The 17,378-nt window shown below is 64.6% G+C and carries 18 protein-coding genes and 1 tRNA gene; 4 read left to right on the forward strand and 15 right to left on the reverse strand.

What is annotated here, in order from left to right; genetic code table 11:
- Positions 1-58: 58 nt before the first annotated feature.
- The 9 genes from recO to rpoZ all read right to left on the reverse strand — a co-directional run bounded on the left by recO (position 59) and on the right by rpoZ (position 8,312).
- A complete protein-coding gene (recO, locus tag ACVMB0_RS28645) occupies positions 59-802 on the reverse strand; it encodes a DNA repair protein RecO (protein WP_461348389.1) in 744 nt (247 codons plus the stop codon).
- Positions 803-963: 161 nt separating this feature from the next.
- Entirely contained in the window at positions 964-1,344 is a 381-nt protein-coding gene (locus tag ACVMB0_RS28650; protein ID WP_456756528.1) for a hypothetical protein, read from the reverse strand.
- Between the two features lie 33 nt (positions 1,345-1,377).
- The gene (gene era / locus ACVMB0_RS28655; RefSeq protein ID WP_461348390.1) at positions 1,378-2,313 is read right to left on the reverse strand and encodes a GTPase Era; all 936 of its coding nucleotides are present in this window, start codon (positions 2,311-2,313) and stop codon (positions 1,378-1,380) included.
- The gene (gene rnc / locus ACVMB0_RS28660) at positions 2,306-3,127 is read right to left on the reverse strand and encodes a ribonuclease III (protein ID WP_461348391.1); all 822 of its coding nucleotides are present in this window, start codon (positions 3,125-3,127) and stop codon (positions 2,306-2,308) included. The genes era and rnc overlap by 8 nt, the downstream gene beginning before the upstream one ends.
- A complete protein-coding gene (gene lepB, locus ACVMB0_RS28665; RefSeq protein WP_456754414.1) occupies positions 3,124-3,885 on the reverse strand; it encodes a signal peptidase I in 762 nt (253 codons plus the stop codon). The genes rnc and lepB overlap by 4 nt, the downstream gene beginning before the upstream one ends.
- A gap of 285 nt (positions 3,886-4,170) precedes the next feature.
- Positions 4,171-4,587, reverse strand: coding sequence for a holo-ACP synthase (gene acpS, locus ACVMB0_RS28670; protein ID WP_461348392.1), 417 nt, complete (start codon positions 4,585-4,587; stop codon positions 4,171-4,173).
- Entirely contained in the window at positions 4,584-5,354 is a 771-nt protein-coding gene (locus tag ACVMB0_RS28675) for a pyridoxine 5'-phosphate synthase (protein WP_461348393.1), read from the reverse strand. The genes acpS and ACVMB0_RS28675 overlap by 4 nt, the downstream gene beginning before the upstream one ends.
- Before the next feature lie 56 nt (positions 5,355-5,410).
- The gene (locus tag ACVMB0_RS28680; protein WP_461348394.1) at positions 5,411-7,702 is read right to left on the reverse strand and encodes a RelA/SpoT family protein; all 2,292 of its coding nucleotides are present in this window, start codon (positions 7,700-7,702) and stop codon (positions 5,411-5,413) included.
- Positions 7,703-7,919: 217 nt separating this feature from the next.
- Positions 7,920-8,312 (reverse strand): DNA-directed RNA polymerase subunit omega, encoded by a 393-nt coding sequence (gene rpoZ, locus ACVMB0_RS28685; protein WP_016844003.1) that lies wholly within the window; start codon positions 8,310-8,312, stop codon positions 7,920-7,922.
- A gap of 360 nt (positions 8,313-8,672) precedes the next feature.
- Between rpoZ and ACVMB0_RS28690 the strand changes: the two genes are divergently transcribed.
- Positions 8,673-9,314, forward strand: a complete 642-nt coding sequence (locus ACVMB0_RS28690) for a LabA-like NYN domain-containing protein (RefSeq protein ID WP_050422617.1) — start codon at positions 8,673-8,675, stop codon at positions 9,312-9,314.
- The gene (locus tag ACVMB0_RS28695) at positions 9,295-9,954 is read left to right on the forward strand and encodes a uracil-DNA glycosylase (protein ID WP_461348395.1); all 660 of its coding nucleotides are present in this window, start codon (positions 9,295-9,297) and stop codon (positions 9,952-9,954) included. The genes ACVMB0_RS28690 and ACVMB0_RS28695 overlap by 20 nt, the downstream gene beginning before the upstream one ends.
- Positions 9,955-10,164: 210 nt before the next feature.
- Here the strand turns inward: ACVMB0_RS28695 and ACVMB0_RS28700 are convergent, their stop codons facing one another.
- The 4 genes from ACVMB0_RS28700 to dapA form a co-directional block, all read right to left on the reverse strand.
- A complete protein-coding gene (locus ACVMB0_RS28700; RefSeq protein WP_461348396.1) occupies positions 10,165-10,746 on the reverse strand; it encodes a peroxiredoxin in 582 nt (193 codons plus the stop codon).
- Between the two features lie 94 nt (positions 10,747-10,840).
- The gene (gene smpB, locus ACVMB0_RS28705; RefSeq protein ID WP_212013348.1) at positions 10,841-11,314 is read right to left on the reverse strand and encodes an SsrA-binding protein SmpB; all 474 of its coding nucleotides are present in this window, start codon (positions 11,312-11,314) and stop codon (positions 10,841-10,843) included.
- A 1-nt stretch (position 11,315) separates the two neighbouring features.
- Positions 11,316-11,729 carry a large conductance mechanosensitive channel protein MscL gene (mscL, locus tag ACVMB0_RS28710; RefSeq protein WP_461349724.1) on the reverse strand — a complete coding sequence of 138 codons (414 nt, stop codon included), beginning with the start codon at positions 11,727-11,729 and terminating at the stop codon, positions 11,316-11,318.
- Between the two features lie 59 nt (positions 11,730-11,788).
- Positions 11,789-12,679: a 4-hydroxy-tetrahydrodipicolinate synthase gene (dapA, locus tag ACVMB0_RS28715; RefSeq protein WP_461348397.1), complete on the reverse strand. Its 891-nt coding sequence runs from the start codon at positions 12,677-12,679 to the stop codon at positions 11,789-11,791.
- A gap of 333 nt (positions 12,680-13,012) precedes the next feature.
- Here dapA and ACVMB0_RS28720 point away from each other — a divergent pair, with 333 nt between their 5' ends.
- Together ACVMB0_RS28720 and ACVMB0_RS28725 are read left to right on the forward strand one after the other, a co-directional pair.
- Positions 13,013-15,469: a lytic transglycosylase domain-containing protein gene (locus tag ACVMB0_RS28720; protein WP_461349725.1), complete on the forward strand. Its 2,457-nt coding sequence runs from the start codon at positions 13,013-13,015 to the stop codon at positions 15,467-15,469.
- 251 nt (positions 15,470-15,720) lie between these two features.
- Positions 15,721-15,813 (forward strand) — tRNA-Ser (locus ACVMB0_RS28725).
- A 143-nt stretch (positions 15,814-15,956) separates the two neighbouring features.
- On the opposite strand, the gene ACVMB0_RS28730 is transcribed toward ACVMB0_RS28725, so the two are convergent.
- The gene (locus ACVMB0_RS28730) at positions 15,957-16,376 is read right to left on the reverse strand and encodes a calcium-binding protein (protein WP_461348398.1); all 420 of its coding nucleotides are present in this window, start codon (positions 16,374-16,376) and stop codon (positions 15,957-15,959) included.
- Between the two features lies 1 nt (position 16,377).
- The gene (locus tag ACVMB0_RS28735; protein ID WP_461348399.1) at positions 16,378-17,091 is read right to left on the reverse strand and encodes a calcium-binding protein; all 714 of its coding nucleotides are present in this window, start codon (positions 17,089-17,091) and stop codon (positions 16,378-16,380) included.
- Positions 17,092-17,378 lie beyond the last annotated feature (287 nt).

Raw genomic sequence — 17,378 nt, forward strand, 5'->3', positions numbered from 1 at the left:
CCCTGGCGGTGAATCGGGCAAGCCGCGAATCGGCGGGAATTTAGGACCCGAATCGGCCTTACGGAACCGCCGTCCGGCTCCGCCGCCTGGTGACAGCGTTGATAAATCCGTCACGGGCGTCGGAATGGCCCTGGCCGCGTGGCTCCAGCACATGGCGGAGCAGGAACAGGCCGGTGATCTGGAAGCCGTCGCGCAGGTCCTGGTCCGACCAGCTGTTGGCGCCGCCCTCGCCTTCGCGCAGGAACGCCGGCAACGGCAACAGCCGGTCGCGCCACGGCTCGCCGGCGCTGCGCGACACCGCGCCGCCGGATTTCGGCGATACATAGATCAGGTCGGTGGTCTCGCCGGTGGCCGCGCAATTGTCGAGGTCGAGCCCGAAGCCGAGCTCGGTCAGCATCGCGAGCTCGAACCGGATCACGTGCACGGCGGCGACGCCAGTGTCGTCGAAGTCGTCGAGCGTCCCCTGCAGCATCTCGTAGATGTCTTCATGCGGATCGCGCTCCGGCAGCAGCCGGGCGAGCGCCGCCAGATGCGTGACGCCATAGACCGCGTGCGATGACAGCGTCGCCGCCCGCAGTCGCGTGCCCTCCAGCGCGTACATGCCGAGATGCTCGTCGAGCCGCGCCCGCCATACCGCGGTGACGCTGTTGCCGGGTTGCAGCAGCGGCCGCATCCGCGAGCCGGCGCCGCCGCGCACCAGGCCGAGATGGCGGCCGTGCTCGCGCGTCAACAGCTCGACGATGGCGGAGGATTCGCCATGCCGCCGCACGCCCAGCACGATGCCTTCGTCGGTCCATTCCATGGTCGGAAGTCTATCAGGATTCCGAGGGTGGACGCAGCGATCTCGGCACGTCATTCCGGGGCGATGCGAAGCATCGAACCCTCAGGTGCGCAACTGCGCACCGGGAATCTCGAGATTCCGGGTTCGGTCCTGCGGACCGCCCCGGAATGACAGCGGAACCCCTACGCGTTGAACCAGCCCTGCGCGTCGCCGGTGAAGGAGTAATACAGCCCGGCCGCGGTCAGGATGCAGGACACGATCTCGATCGCGCTGTCGATCTCCAGGCCCTTGTCGCCGATCACCTGCACCAGCGAGATCGCCGACAGCACCAGCATCGCGGCCAGCGCCCAGCGCGGCCAGTTCTTGCGATGTCGCGCGGCGAGCCGGACGAAATACATCAGGAGCAGGATCATGCAGCCGGCGGTCAGCGTCTCGCCCATGATCATCTGATCGGTTCTGACATCGGTCGGCGTGCGGTCCTGGAACGCCACCGACAACGCGTCGAGCGTCAGCGACAGATAGAGCAGCACTTCGAACCACAGCACGTTCCTGGGCACGTTCATCGCTTGGGGCACGTCCATTAGCAAACGCCGGCTCTATTCCTTCGGGAAGTCCAGTCCCATTTCCTTGTAGCGATCGGGATCGTCGCCCCAGTTCTCGCGCACCTTGACGAACAGGAACAGATGCACCGGCACGCCCATGATCTCGGCGATCTCGGCGCGGGCCTGCGCGCCGATCGACTTGATGGTGGCGCCGCCCTTGCCGAGCACGATCTTGCGCTGGCTTTCGCGCTCGACGAAGATCGTCTGCTCGATGCGGATCGACTTGTCCTTGCGGTCGGTCCAGCTGTCGGTCTCGACCGTCGACTGATACGGCAGTTCCTGATGCAGATGGCTGTAGATCTTCTCGCGGGTGATCTCGGCCGCCAGATGGCGCATCGGCGCATCCGACATCTGGTCCTCGGGATAGAGGAACGGCCCGGCGGGCACCATCCTGGCCAGCGTCCGGCGCAGATCGTCGACGCCGTCGCCCGACAGCGCCGAGATCATGAAGGTGTGCTCGAAGCGCATCCGCTCGTTGGCGGCCTGCGCCAGCGCCAAGAGCTTCTCGCGCTGCACGAGATCGACCTTGTTGAGCACCAGGATCTTCGGATGCGCGACGCTCTCGAGCTTGGCCAGGATCGCATTGGCCTCCTCGTCGATGCCCGACTTGGCGTCGAGCAGCACGCAGACGAGGTCGGCGTCGTGGGCGCCGCTCCAGGCGGTCGACACCATGGCGCGGTCGAGCCGGCGGCGCGGCGCGAAGATGCCGGGCGTGTCGACCAGGATGATCTGTGCGTTGTCCTCGATCACGATGCCGCGGATCAGCGCGCGCGTGGTCTGCACCTTGCGCGAGACGATGGTGACCTTGGAGCCCACCAGCGCGTTGACCAGCGTCGACTTGCCGACATTGGGCGCGCCGATCAGCGCGACGAAGCCGCAGCGCGTCGCATCGCCCTGTGCCTCCGCCTGTTCTTTGGCTTCGTCAGTCATTGGTGCCGACGCCTTCGCGCTCGATCATCGCGGATGCTGCTGCCTTCTCGGCCGCGCGCTTGTTGCCGCCGAGGCCCTCGGCGGAAGCCAGCCCCGGCAGGTCGACCGCAACGCGGAATTGCGGATCGTGGTGCGGGCCGGTGCGTTCGACCTCGCGATAGACCGGCGTCGGCAATCCCTTGCCCTGCGCCCATTCCTGCAACACGGTCTTGGGATCGCGCAGCGGCCGGCGCAGCTTGTGCATCCGTTCGGTCCAGTTGCGCTCGACGAACTGGCGCGCCGCCTCGTAGCCGCCGTCGAGGAAGATCGCCCCGATCACTGCCTCGCAGATATCGCCGAGCACGGATTTGCGCAGCCGCGCGCCCTCGACCGCCTTCACCATGCCGAGCTTGATGTCCTCGAGCAGCCCGAGCGACTTGGCGACGTCGGCGCAGCTCTCCTTGCGCACGAGGTCGGCGAGCCGCTTCGACAATTCGCCCTCGTCGGCCTTCGGGAACGCCCGGAACAGCATGTCGGAGACGATCAGCCCGAGCACGTGGTCGCCGAGGAATTCCAGCCGCTGGTAGCTGTCGGCGCGGTTGCGGGTGGCGGGCTTCAGCGCCGAGACGTGGGTGAACGCGGTGGTCAGCAGCGCGGGATCCGCGAAGGTGTAGCCGATGCGCGCCTCGGTGCCCGCGATCGCGGCCTTGGCCTCGGCGGCCTTGACCGCCTTGCTGCGCCGCTTCTTCGGCGCGGCTGTGCTGTCGGCGGCAGGCGTCTGGCTCGGCTCGCCGGGCGGCGCTTGATCGTTGATGGCTGCGGTATCGTCGTTCATCGCACGATGGAGAATAGGCGATTCCATCGCACCGCGAACGGCCAGCGCCAGATCATCCAGGCCTGCTCACCCTCGGCGATCGAGAAGAAGATCATCTGGGCCCGCCCGATGATGTTCTCGAACGGCACGTAGCCGACCTGCGACAGGAAGCGGCTGTCGGTGGAGTTGTCGCGGTTGTCGCCCATCATGAAGAAATGCCCGGGCGGAACGGTGTAGACGATGGTGTTGTCCATGTAGCTGTTGTCTTGGCAGTCCAGCGCCTCATAGCTGACGCCGTTCGGCAGCGTCTCCTTCCAGCGTTTGACGTGGGTCGCGGCATCGCCTGAGCCGCAGGGGTCCTCGCCGACGTAATCGCTCAGCCGCTCCCGCTTGACCGGCTCGTCGTTGATGTAGAGCAGCCCGTTCTTGACCTCGATGCGGTCGCCCGGCAGGCCGATGACGCGCTTGATGTAGTCGGTGGAGTCATCGCGCGGCAGGCGGAACACCACGATGTCGCCGCGGTTCGGCTCCGAGCCGAAGATGCGGCCGGAGAAGATGTTCGGCGAGAACGGGATCGAATAGTGGCTGTAGCCGTAGGAATATTTCGAGACGAACAGATAGTCGCCGACCAAGAGCGTCGCCTTCATCGACCCGGAGGGGATGTTGAACGGCTGGAACAGGAAGGTGCGGATCACGAGCGCGATCAGAAGGGCATGGATGACGACGCGGATGGTTTCGCCCAAGCCGCTTTCAGATTTGGTCCCGGTGGTCACGCTCATTGCTTTCCCAATTCCCGTGGGCCTTGATGTCCACGCGGTGGCAGAACGTTCTCTTCGCGCGAAGCGCTCGGCCCTCGCGTGAGGAAAATGGCCTTGATTCTGATCTTGAGGGCAAATTCCGGCCTGAGCCCGGAATCCGCGTCTCGCTCGATATACCCTGCGGCGTTTTAGACGGTTGTTCGCAGGGGCGCAATCAATCGCCGCGTCAAAACTTCGCAATTCATTGAAATGTCAATGATTTCAGGGTTTGCTGAAGTTTTCCGGCAAAATTCCGGCGCCGCCGGCTCATCTGGCCGCGGCAACCGCCGAAATTATGACGAAGGCCTGCGCCAGCGGCCAATCGTCCGTGATCGACAGGTCGATCTGCGCCTGCATGCCTTCGGGCGTCAGTTCCTGGAGCCGGGCCAGCGCCCCGCCGGTCAGCCGCATCGACGGCCGCCCACCCGGCATGTTCACCACGCCCATGTCCTTCCACCACACCCCGCGCCGGATACCGGTGCCGAGCGCCTTGGAGCAAGCCTCCTTGGCGGCGAAGCGCTTGGCGTAGGTCGCGACCACCATCTTCTCGTTGTTGGCGCGGCGCATCGCCTTGGCGCGCTCGGCGTCGGTGAAGATGCGATCGAGGAAGCGCTCGCCATGGCGCTCGATCACCTTCGCGACCCGGGTGATGTCGATCAGATCGGAGCCGATGCCGATGATCATGCGCCGACCGCGCCCGCCTTGGCGCGGCCGCGGTCCATCGCCGCCCGCATCTCGCGCACTGTCTCGGCGATGCCGACGAACAACGCCTCGCCCATCATGAAATAGCCGATGTTCAGCTCACGGATTTCGGGCAGCGCGGAGATCGTCTGCGCGGTCTCGTAGTCGAGCCCGTGCCCGGCATGGACCTCGAGCCCGGCCGCCTGCGCAAGCCGTGCGCCGGCCACGATCCGGGTCCACTCGGCCTCCGCCTTGTCCTTGTGGCCGTCGACCACAGCATCGCACCAGCCGCCGGTGTGGATCTCGATGACGGGCGCCTTCAGCTTCGCGGCCATCTCGATCTGCCTGGGATCGGCGGCAATGAACAGCGAGACCCGGATGCCGGCATCATTGAGCCGCGCGATGAACGGCGCCAGCGCGTTGTGCTGGCCGACCACGTCGAGACCGCCTTCGGTGGTGAGTTCCTGGCGCCGTTCCGGCACCAGGCAAACCGCGTGCGGCTTGGTGGCGAGCGAAATCCGCATCATGTCGTCGGTCGCCGCCATCTCGAAATTCAGCGGCTTGGAGATCTCGGCCTTGAGCCGCGCCATGTCCTCGTCGCGGATGTGGCGGCGATCCTCGCGCAGATGCGCGGTGATGCCGTCGGCGCCGGCTGCGATCGCGGCAAGCGCCAGCCGCACCGGATCGGGCCGCGCCCCGCCCCGCGCGTTGCGCAGGGTCGCGACGTGATCGACATTGATACCAAGACGGAGCGGAGGAGCCTTCGACATTTTCTGACCTGCAAACCTAGTCGTGTCATGCGCGCGCGGGAGCCGCGCGTCGTTCTTCAACCATTGACGCGCTCGACCCGTGCGACGACGGCCTTGGCGCGCAGCTGCGCGATGATAGCGCTGAGATGCTTGAGGTCATAGACCTCAAGATCGATGGTCAGCTCGGTGAAATCAGGCGATTGCCGCGACATGTGGATGTTGTCGATATTGCCGTCATGCTCGGCGATTACGGTCGCGATCTGGGCGAGGCTGCCCGGCTCGTTGACGTTATGGACCAGGATGCACGCCGGGAAGCGCTGCGGCATGGTCTCGTCGATGTCCCAGCGCACGTCGAGCCAGCGCTCCGGCTCCTCCTCGAAATCCTTCAACGCCGGCGACTGGATCGGATAGATCGTGATCCCCTCGCCCGGCGTGACGATGCCGACGATCCGGTCGCCCGGCACCGCGCCGCCGTTCGGCGCGAACTTCACCGGCAGGTCGGAATTGATGCCGCGCACCGGGATCACCGAGGTGGCGCGCGCCGGATGCGGCGGATTCTGCGTCTTCAGCTTGGCGGCGAGCCCCTTCTTGGCGCCGTAGCGCACCAGCCGCTCTTCCTTGTAGTCGGGATACATCGCGCGCGCGACGTCGGACGCCTTGATCTCGCCGCGGCCGACCGAGGCCATCACCTCCTCGATCGAGCTGCGCGCGAGCCGCGGCAACGCGCCCTTCAGCTTGTCGTCGGCATATTCGATCTTGGCGCGGGCAAACAGGCGGTCGACGATGCGGCGGCCGAGACCGGCATACTGGTCGCGCACCGCATCGCGGGTGGCACGGCGGATCGCGGCGCGCGCCTTGCCGGTGCGGGCGAGCGCCTCCCAGGCCGACGGCGGCGCCGACTGCGCCTTCGAGGTCAAGACCTCGACCTCGTCGCCGTTCTGCAGCTCGGAGGACAGCGGCGCGAACTTGCCGTTGATCTTGCAGCCGACCGCGCTGTTGCCGACACCAGTGTGCACCGCATAGGCGAAATCGATCACGTTGGCGTTGCGCGGCAGCGCGATCAGCTTACCCTTCGGGGTGAAGCAGAACACCTGGTCGTGGAACAGCTCGAGCTTGGTGTGCTCCAGGAACTCCTCCGGATTGGAGCTCTCGGAGAGGATGCCGATGGTGTGGCGCAGCCAAGCGAAGGCGTTGGACTCGTGCTTCAGCCGCTCATGCGGCGAGCCCGCCCCCTCCTTATAGAAGGCATGCGCGGCGATGCCGAACTCGGCGATCTGGTTCATCTCCTCGGTGCGGATCTGCAATTCGACGCGCTGCTTGCCCGGTCCGATCACCGTGGTGTGGATCGACCGGTAATCATTCTGCTTCGGGGTCGAGATGTAGTCCTTGAAGCGGCCCGGCACCACCGGCCAGGTGGTGTGGACGATGCCGAGCGCGCGGTAGCAGGCGCCGACATCGTCGAGGATGATGCGGAAGCCGTAGATGTCGGACAGCTGCTCGAACCCGACCGACTTGCGCTCCATCTTGGTCCAGATCGAAAACGGCTGCTTGCGGCGGCCGAACACCCGCGCGGTGATGCCGTTCTTCTGCAGGTTCTTGGAGAGCTGGGTTTCGATCTCGCCGATCAGATTGCGGTTGCGCTCGGCCAGTGAATCGAGCCGCTGCTTGACCACCGCATAGGCCTCGGGGTCGAGCACGAAGAACGACAGGTCCTCGAGCTCCTCGCGCATCTCCTGCATACCCATGCGGCCGGCCAGCGGCGCATAGATATCCAGCGTCTCCTCGGCGATGCGGCGGCGCGACGCCGGCGGCATGAATTCCATGGTCCGCATGTTGTGCAGGCGATCGGCGAGCTTGATCAGCAGCACGCGGACGTCGTCGGCGATCGCCAGCAGCAGCTTGCGCAGATTCTCGGCCTGCTTGGCCTCGCGCGACACCAGTTCCAGCCGCTTCAGCTTGGTGAGGCCTTCGACCAGTGCGCCGATCTCGTGGCCGAACACATGGTCGATCTCGGCCCGCGTCGCTTCGGTATCCTCGATCGTGTCGTGCAGCAGCGCCGCCACGATGGTGGCATCATCGAGCTTGAGGTTGGTGAGGATCGCGGCGACTTCGAGCGGATGCGAGAAATAGGGATCGCCGGAGGCACGCGTCTGCGTGCCGTGCGCCTTCATGGCGTAGACATAGGCGCGGTTGAGCAGGTCTTCGTTGGTGTCGGGGTTGTAGGAACGGACGCGCTCGACGAGGTCATATTGTCGCATCATGCGCGTTCGCGGCTTGGCCGGCCGCTCCGCCGCGGACGACGCCGGCGCCACCGCGACCGTTTCGGTTGCAGCCTGCATCTGGATGGAACTGCGGCGTCGATACGCCATGAACTCGCTGCCTCTCGCGCGGGACCGGATGTCCCCTGTTCCTCAATCTAGTGCGCTTTTGAATGAAGCTGCACCCCGCGCGGGCCCCGGAACCATTCAAATTCCCGCGCCCGCATAGGACGCACCGTAACAGCGAAATTGTCAACAAAAGCAAAGGCCCGGAGCAGTGTCCGGGCCTTTTTCAAATCCGTGCGAAACGAAGAGCTGAACGACGCGCCTACTCGTCCTCCTCGGGCTGCTCTTCCGGGGGCGCGAGGCCCTCGAGGCCCTTCAGCAGCTCTTCCTCGGTCATCCGCTCGACCGCGACCTCGGTGTCGTCGGCATCGACGCTGGCGCCGGCGGAACCGATCAGCGGCACCGTGTCCGGCTCGGGCTCGTCGACCTCGACGAACTTCTGCAGGGAGTGCACCAGTTCCTCCTTGAGGTCTTCCGGCGAGATCGTCGAATCGGCAATCTCCCGCAACGAAACGACCGGGTTCTTGTCATTGTCGCGATCAACCGTGAGTTGCGACCCCGACGAGATCATCCGGGCGCGATGCGCAGCCAACAGGACGAGGTCGAAACGATTGTCGACCTTATCAATGCAATCTTCGACGGTGACGCGAGCCATCTCGAGGCGCTCCGTGGTAAAAGGGATCGAACATGTAGGTTATGAGGGTTAGTTATAGGGCTGGTCCCGGTTTCGCAAGGTAAAATTTGTGATTTGCCTTCCCAACTGGCTCTGATAACCCGGTCTGCCGGGGCCAGAAGGGCCGGAGCGTCTGACGACATGGCTTGGTTGCTGTCCCGGACAAGTAAATCTCTCGATTGCAATGTCAAAGGTCTAGGCTTTTTGCCCTCGCCTCACCATAATTGCGGTGGTGACTGTCGTGGGGAAAGATTCACAGAACTTTAGGCAGCAGCGCCGGAAATTGCGCGCGGTTGATCACCGCCGCGCTAAGAACACTAACAACCACGCGAGAACACTTTGATGTCGTCACCTGTTTCCAACAAGATCGCGCTCTTCATCGACGGAGCCAATCTTTACGCCACCGCAAAGACGCTGGGCTTCGACATCGACTACAAGCGCCTTCTCAAGGAATTCCAGAGTCGCGGCACGCTGCTTCGCGCGTTCTACTACACGGCGATCATCGAGGATCAGGAGTACTCCTCGATCCGTCCGCTGATCGACTGGCTCGACTACAACGGCTACACCGTCGTCACCAAGGCGACCAAGGAATTCATCGACGCCAGCGGCCGCCGCAAGGTAAAGGGCAACATGGACATCGAGCTCGCGGTCGATGCCATGGAACTCGCCGAGCATATCGACCAGATGATCCTGTTTTCCGGCGATGGCGACTTCCGCTCGCTGGTCGAGGCCGTGCAGCGCCGCGGCGTTCGCGTCACCGTCATCTCGACGATTGCCAGCCAGCCGCCGATGATCGCCGACGAGCTGCGCCGCCAGGCCGACGTCTTCACCGATCTCGTCGAGCTGCAATCCAAGCTCGGCCGCGATCCGTCCGAACGTCCGGCCCCCCGCGAGCCCCGCGAACCGCGTCACCACTCCCCGCAATTCCTGCAGCGTGCGACCACCATGGCCCCACGGGGAGCCGATGACGATTTCGACGAGTAATCTCGTCACTGCTGCGACGCGACCCGACAGCAACTGTCAGCTCTGCCCAAGGCTGGCCGACTTCCGCGCAGAAGCCCGCACGCGCAACCCGGACTGGTTCAACTCGCCGGTGGACTCGTTCGGCGATCCGAATGCGCGGCTGCTGATCGTTGGCCTGGCGCCCGGCATGCAGGGCGCCAACCGCACCGGCCGTCCCTTCACCGGCGATTACGCCGGCGACCTGCTCTACGCGACCTTGCTCGAATACGGCTTCGCCAGCGGCGTCTATCAGGCGCGCCCGGACGACGGCATGAAGCTGGTCGACGCGCGGATCAGCAACGCGGTGCGCTGCGTGCCGCCGCAGAACAAGCCGCTGCCGGCCGAGATCAACACCTGCCGGCAGTTCCTCCGCGCCACCATCGCGACGATGCCGAAGCTGCGCGCGATCGTGCTGCTTGGCCGAATCGCGCACGAATCAACATTGCGGGCGTTGGACATTCGCCTGGCCGCAGCGCCCTTTGTGCACGGCGCAGTGCATAACGCAGGCAAATTCAAGCTCTACGACAGCTACCACTGCTCGCGCTACAACACCAACACCGGCGTGCTGACGACCGACATGTTCCGCAAGGTGTTCGCGACCGTGCGCGAGGAGCTCGGCTAGCGCGCGTTCCGGTATCCGCTTTGCGAAACGCAACCCCGCAAACGTCGGGGGACACCCTGCACTATTTCGGAATAATAGAAGAACATCCCTGAGTTGCCCGACGTGTCAAGCTGCCTGGTCGAGCGCCGGCCGCGGCCGGCTCCTTTGCACGGGGTTGTTCCTCGGTATTTTGGCAACGCACGTGCGACGGCCCCAAGACTTCGTATCGCGCTAGTCCTTTCGCGGATTGGCCTGCAGCCATTCCAGCACGTCGCCGGCGTTCCGGTCGGGCGGAAACACCGGATAGAACACGTGGCTGATGCGCGCGTCGTCGATCACAAGGGCGAGCCGCCTGATCAGGGTCAGGCCCGCGACCGCCATCGTCGGCAATCTCAGCGCGCGCGTCAGCTCCAGCGCTTCGTCCGACAGCACCGGAAACGGCAGATGCAGGCGCGAGGCCATCTCGGTCTGATAGGCATTGCTTTGCGTCGACAGCCCGAACACCTGCGCGGCGCCGGCCGCCTTGAGCTCGGCGAACAGGTCGCGGAACGCGCAGGTCTGCGGCGTGCAGCCGCGGGCACCCGGGATCATGTCCCAATCATCGACCAGCCCGATCTTGCCGGGCTCGCCGGTTCGCGGATAGGCGAACACCACGGTGCGGCCCTCGAGCGCCGACAGCGTCACCGACATGTCGTTGGTGGCCCGCAGGGTCACCGGCGGGATCGTCATGCCGGCAAGATGCGCCGCGCCGCCATCGTCGGTCGGCGGGGGGATCTTGCTCCAGTCGACGTCGGTCAGGCTCGATTGCGTCATGTCCGGCTCCAAGAAGTGGCGAATGGCGAGTGGCGAATAGCGAATTGAAAAAGGATGTCCTTCCCTATTCGCCACTCGCCATTCGCTACTCGCTCTACCCGCGCGCCCGCATCAGGCGGCCCTTCTCGCGGCTCCAGTCGCGCTTCTTCTCGCTCTCGCGCTTGTCGTGCAGCTTCTTGCCCTTGGCGACCGCGAGCAGCAGTTTGGCACGGCCGCGCTCGTTGAAGTACAGCTTGAGCGGAATGAGCGTCATGCCCTCGCGGTCGACCGCGCCAAGCAGCTTGTTGATCTGCTTGCGGTGCAGCAGCAGTTTTCGCGGCCGTTTCGGCTCGTGGTTGAAGCGGTTGGCCTGCAGATATTCCGGGATATTGGCGTTGATCAGCCAGATCTCGCCGTCCTTGGAATCCGCATAGGATTCCGCGATCGTGCTCTTGCCGCTGCGGATTGACTTCACCTCGGTGCCGGTCAGCGAAATGCCGGCCTCGATGGTGTCCTCGATGGCGTAGTTGAAGCGGGCCTTTCGGTTCTCGGCGACAACCTTGATCGGGCGTTCGTTCTTCTCGGCCACTTTAGCTCTTCTTGAGGAGGTCGCGGATTTCCGTCAGCAGCACGACCTCGTCGGACGGCTTCGGCGGCTCGGCGGGCTTGACCTCTTCCTTGCGCTTGAACTGGCTCATCAGGCGGATCACGATGAACAGCACGAAGGCGACGATGATAAAGTTCACGACCAGGGTAAGAAAGCTGCCGTAGGCGAGCACCGCACCCTGCTTCTTGGCGTCGACGAGATTTTTCGCGTCCACGTTCTTTGCCAGCGGGATGAAATAGTTGTTGAAGTCGAGGCCACCAATCATGCCGACGATCGGCATGATGATGTCGTTGACCAAGGAAGTGACGATCGCGCCGAAGGCCGCGCCGATGATGACCGCGACGGCGAGGTCGACGACATTGCCTTTCATGGCGAAATCGCGGAATTCCTTCAGCATCCCCATCCCCTTCTGCTCGACATTGCGCGCGGTAGTGTTCACGGCAGTACAGTCCCAGTTCAGTTGATCAGGCCGGCATGCACCATGGCGCTGCGGACCGCCTGACGGGTCGGCTCGGAAACCGGCACCATCGGCAAACGCAGCTTCTCGTCGAGCTTGCCGAGCAGCGACATCGCATACTTCACCGGCGCCGGATTGCTCTCGATGAAGAGGTTGGTGTGCAGCGGCATCAGCTTGTCGTGGATCTTGAGCGCGGTGGTGACGTCGCCCTTCTGCCAGGCGGTCTGGAATTCCGAGCACAGCCGCGGCGCGACGTTCGAGGTCACCGAGATGCAGCCATGGCCGCCATGGGCCATGTAGCCGATGATGGTGGCGTCCTCGCCGGACAGCTGGTTGAAGTCCTCGCCCATCGCGGCGCGCTGCTGCGAGACCCGCACCATGCTCGCGGTCGCGTCCTTGACGCCGGCGATGTTCTTCAGCTCGAACAGCCGCTTCATGGTGTCGACCGACATGTCGATCACCGAGCGCGGCGGAATGTTGTAGATGATGATCGGAATGCCGATCGCATCGTTGATCGCCTTGAAGTGCTGATACAGGCCTTCCTGGGTCGGCTTATTGTAGTACGGCGTCACCACCAGCACGGCGTTGGCGCCGGCCTTCTCGGCATGCTCGGCGAGCTCGATCGCCTCCTTGGTCGAATTGGAGCCGGCGCCGGCGATCACGGGCACCCGGCCCTTGGCCTCCGCGATGCACCACTCGACCACCCGCTTGTGCTCGTCATGGCTCAGCGTCGGGCTCTCGCCGGTGGTGCCGACCGGCACCAGGCCGTGGGTCCCTTCCGCGATCTGCCAGTTCACGAGACCGCGGAACGCCGCCTCATCGACCGCGCCGTTTTTGAAGGGCGTCACCAAGGCAGTGAATGATCCCCGGAATTTTGTCTTGGCTGCCATGGACTTCCTCCAAACGCTTCAGGCTAAAGGCTAGGTCGACGGACCCTTGTTGTTGTCGTGCTTCACGTCCGTGCAACCGGCACCCGGTTGTTGCGAAACGCCATGAAAGGCAATTCATATCGGGTCTGGCCGACAGGCGAAAGGGCCGCACCGTACCTATTCCCAGCCGGTTCCAGCCGCGATTTTGCCGTTGTGCTGGCGCAAACAGCCGCACCGGCAGGCTTCTTAGTATTTTGTCTACGTTTTCAATCAAATAAGAACCCATGGCCCGAACGATCCGATGATTCGGGGCCGCAGAGGACTTCTGTGATCCGATCCGCCCGCGCAGGCACATTGCGATCGACGGCGCTGGCGACGAGCCTGGCGCTCGTCGTCGGCCTTGCCGCCGTCACGGCCAGTGCATGGGCCGCCGAAGACGCGCCCGCAGCCAAGCCGGCTGCCCAGGACACGACTGCCAAATCCAGCGCTGCGAAGCCGGCCGCGCCGAAGAGTGCGGCTCCCAAGAGCACCACTCCCAAGAGCTCGACCGCGAAGCCGGTGCCTTCCAAGCCGGCCGCGACCAAGAGCGGCGAAACCAAACACAGCGCAGCCAAGAGCGACGCTGCCAAGACGACCGCGTCAAAGTCCGGCACGGCCAAGACGGACGGCGCCAAGACAGACGGCGCCAAGGCCGCTCCCAAGGCCGAGGCCCACAAGACCACGCCCCCTAAGTCCACCGAATCCAAGACCACCGCTTCCGCGACATCAAAGCACACTGCGCCGGCTGCAACAGGAACGATCTCGACCAGGTCGGTGCCCGCGCCCGCGCTGGTTCCGGCGACCCGCCAGCATGCCGCGCCGATCGCGCGCAAGCCGGTGCTGCCTGCGGCGATCGCCGCGACATCGTCGACGTCGCAGTCGGACAAGGAAGCGCTCGCCGGCGTCGTCGAGCTGTTGCGCAAGCGCAAGCCGTCGGATGCCACCGAGGCCGAGGCCTCGATCTCCGATCCGGTCGCGCGCAAGCTTGCCGAATGGCTGATCCTGCGCAGCGAGGACAATGGCGCCTCGGTCGAACGCTACCGCGCCTTCCTCGACGCCAATCCGAGCTGGCCGTCGCAGACGTTCCTGCGCCGCCGCATCGAAGCCTCGCTGTGGGACGACCGTCGCGACGACTCCGTTGTCTGGGGCTGGTTCCAGAATGAATCGCCGGTCTCGGCCAAGGGCCGGCTCGCGCTCGCCAAGGTGATGCTCGGGCGCGGCGACCGCGGCAATGCCGAGCGCCTGGTACGCGAGGCCTGGCGCAACGATCCGATGAGCGAGGACACCGAATCCGCCGCGCTCGAGATGTTCGGCTCGTTCCTGACCGCCGGCGATCACAAGGCGCGCATGGACACCATGCTCTACGGCACCGACAACGAGGCCGCCGGCATCCGCGCGGCCAAGCGCCTCGGCTCCGGCTATCTGGCGCTGGCCAAAGCGCGGATCGCGGCCAACCGCAAGGGCTCGAACCTGCGCGCGCTGCTCGAAGAGGTGCCGCGCGAATTGTCCGGCGACACCGGCTATCTGTTCGCCAAGATCCAGCTGCTCCGCCGCGAGGAGAAATTCGCCGAAGCCGCGCAGCTGATGCTGAGCGCGCCGAGGGACGCTGCGCGCCTCTACAACGTCGACGAATGGTGGGTCGAGCGCCGGCTGCTGGCGCGCAAGATGATCGACGTCAACGAGTTTCGCACCGCCTATCTGATCGCGCGCGACGCGGCGCTGCCGGCGCGCGACATCTACAAGACCGAGCAGGAATTCACCGCGGGCTGGATCGCGCTGCGCTTCCTCAACGATCCCGCCCTCGCCGCCCAGCATTTCGCGCGGATCGGCGTCGGCAGCGCCAACCCGACGGCGCTGGCGCGCGCCGGCTATTGGCAGGGCCGCGCCGCGGAGGCCGCCGGCCGCAGCCAGGAGGCGCGCGCCGCCTACGGGCGCGCGGCCGAACAATCCACCAGCTATTACGGCCAGCTCGCGCGCGCAAAACTCGGCCTGCCGCAGATCGAGCTCAACAGCGCGCCGCGCGGCCGCGGCGCCGACCGGCTCGAGATCGTGCGCGCGGTCGCCCTGCTCTACGAAATCGACGCCCGCGAGCTCGCGATCCCGATCTTCGGCGACATGGGCGACAACGGCGATCCGGAAGCGCTGGCCGGCCTCGGCGAGCTCACCGCGCGCCACGGCGATGCCCGCGGCATGCTGCTGATGGGCAAGGCCGCACTCAACCGCGGCCTGCCGTTCGACCACTACGCCTATCCGGTCAACGGCATCCCCTCGTTCCGCCAGGTCGGGCCCGAGGTCGAGCAGAGCGTGGTCTACGCGATTGCGCGGCAGGAGAGCGCGTTCAATCCGGCGGTGGTGTCGCCGGCGCAGGCCTACGGCTTGATGCAGGTGACGCCGGACGCCGGACGCTACGTCGCCAAGCGCGCCGGCATCGGCTTCGACCTCAACCGGATGAAGACCGACCCGGTCTACAACGCGATGCTCGGCGCTGCCGAGCTCGGCGGCCTGCTCGAGGACTATCGCGGCTCCTACATCCTGACCTTCGCCGCCTACAATGCCGGCCGCGGCAGCGTGCGGAAGTGGATCGAGCGCTATGGCGACCCGCGCGACCCCAAGGTCGACGCGGTCGACTGGGTCGAGCTGATTCCATTCTCGGAGACGCGGAACTACGTCCAGCGGATCATGGAGAACCTGCAGGTCTATCGCGCCCGGTTCGGCGGCGGCACCCGATTGCAGATCGAGGCCGACCTGCATCGCGGCACCGGGGTTGAATGAGCCGTTGCGGCCGGTTTTCAACAGCCGTGCGGCGACGCGCCTCCGGCCCCCGCCCCATCTTCAGTCTAAGTCATTGTTACATCTTATATTTCCGTCCATGATCCGAGCCGGCGCCGGCTAGCCGATGCGCGATATAAGGGCTCGGTGCCCGCCCGCGGGCCGCCGGAGACCGCGGTGCCACCAAATCACCTTGTCGCAATCTGAATCTGCCGCTTGCGGCTCAGCGCCCACTCGGGCATATCGGCGCCACCGGAGAGGTGGCCGAGTGGCTGAAGGCAACGCTTTGCTAAAGCGTCATACGGTCTCAAGCTGTATCGAGGGTTCGAATCCCTCCCTCTCCGCCAGCCCGTTGAAATCGCCACAGAATTTCGGCACTTTTGATTGAGCCCGCTCGCCTGATACAAGCGGGCTTTCTTTTCCTATTCCGCCGGATCGGGCTTCCGCAGCGAGTCGCGGCTTCCATCGTGCATCCAACGGACCGCAGCAGCTAAGACACAATGTTGAAATTGGACGCGCTAACGGTACTCGAGGTCGCGCCGTTCAGCCACACCGACGTGTCGCTGTCGACCTGGACGACGAAGTAGGCGCCGTTCTGGTAGGAGTGCGACAGCACGTCCGCAAACGAACTGAAGCCTGTGCCGTTCAGTTGCACCGTGTCGGTGGCGGCATTGAAATCCTGAATCACCTGGACGCTCGGCACATCGTTGGAGACAAAAGTGTTGTTGCCGCCACCGCCGAAATAATAGTTCACGCCGGTGCCGCCATCGAAATAGTCGTTGCCTGCACCGCCCAACAGCACATCGGTGCCGTCGCCGCCAAACATCACGTCGTTGCCGGCTCCCCCGTAGAGGTAGTCGTTACCTCCGTATCCGTAGGCGGTATCGTCGCCGGCATCGCCAATCAGCACGTCATTGGCGCCAGAGCCAACAGCGACATCGTTGCCGTCGCCTCCATAGGGCCGTGCCTCCGCCGGACGGCATGTACAGGTAATCATCGCCCGCGTTGCCTTCGAGCAGGTCGACACCTTGATCGCCGATAAGGGTGTCCGCGCCCTGGCCGCCGTAAATGCTGTCGTTGCCCTGTCCTCCGTAGGCCATCAGCCGGTCGGTGACTGATCCGGAGCTACTGATGATAATACTGTCGTTTCCATCGCCGCCCTGGAGCACAGTCAGGGTGTTACCCAAGCCGATGGTGCCGCCATAGATCGTGTCATCGCCGGCGCCGCCGTCGATCGCAGACCCCGGTCCAGTGATGACGTCGTTACCGAGGCCACCATAGGCGTTCCCCAGACGGAAAGACCCGTCCCAGCCCGTGGTGATCGTATCATTGCCTTCGCCGCCATAAAGGAAACTGCCTTGGCCCTGGATGGAATCGTCGCCTCCATCTCCTGACAAGGTCGAATCGAAGGCTGACAGAGTGTCATTGCCTTCGCCGCCGTAGATTATGGCTGAATCCTCGTGAGAGATGCTCGAACTGAGGCTATCGTTGCCATTGCCGCCATAGATGACGCTACCGGTCATCGTCGCAACGAGCGTATCGTTGCCGTCTAGTCCATAAAATACGTCCTCACCTGCAGTTGCGGCGTGGTCGTCGTCGCTCAGCGTTCCAACGTACGTTGTCATGGCGTCCTCCGCATATCCCGGTCACAGAGTATAGTAAGGGAGTATAGCAAGCTCGCAGCACTACCAAAGGTAGACGATGGTGCGAGCGTGGTGTCGGGAACCGCAGTCCGGGAACCGGTGTCTATGCACCTCCGGCCGCAATTCGAACTCATTGCAGCTTGCTGGAGGGTTGCCGTCTCACCCTCATGGTGCCGATCGCCCTGCTTTCCGGAGCTTATGGCCAGCCCCGGACGGTTGACCTCACAGAACTTTATTTACCTTTTCGGCACCACAAATCGGACGAGATA

It is taken from the genome of Bradyrhizobium sp. USDA 4451 (assembly GCF_054822585.1).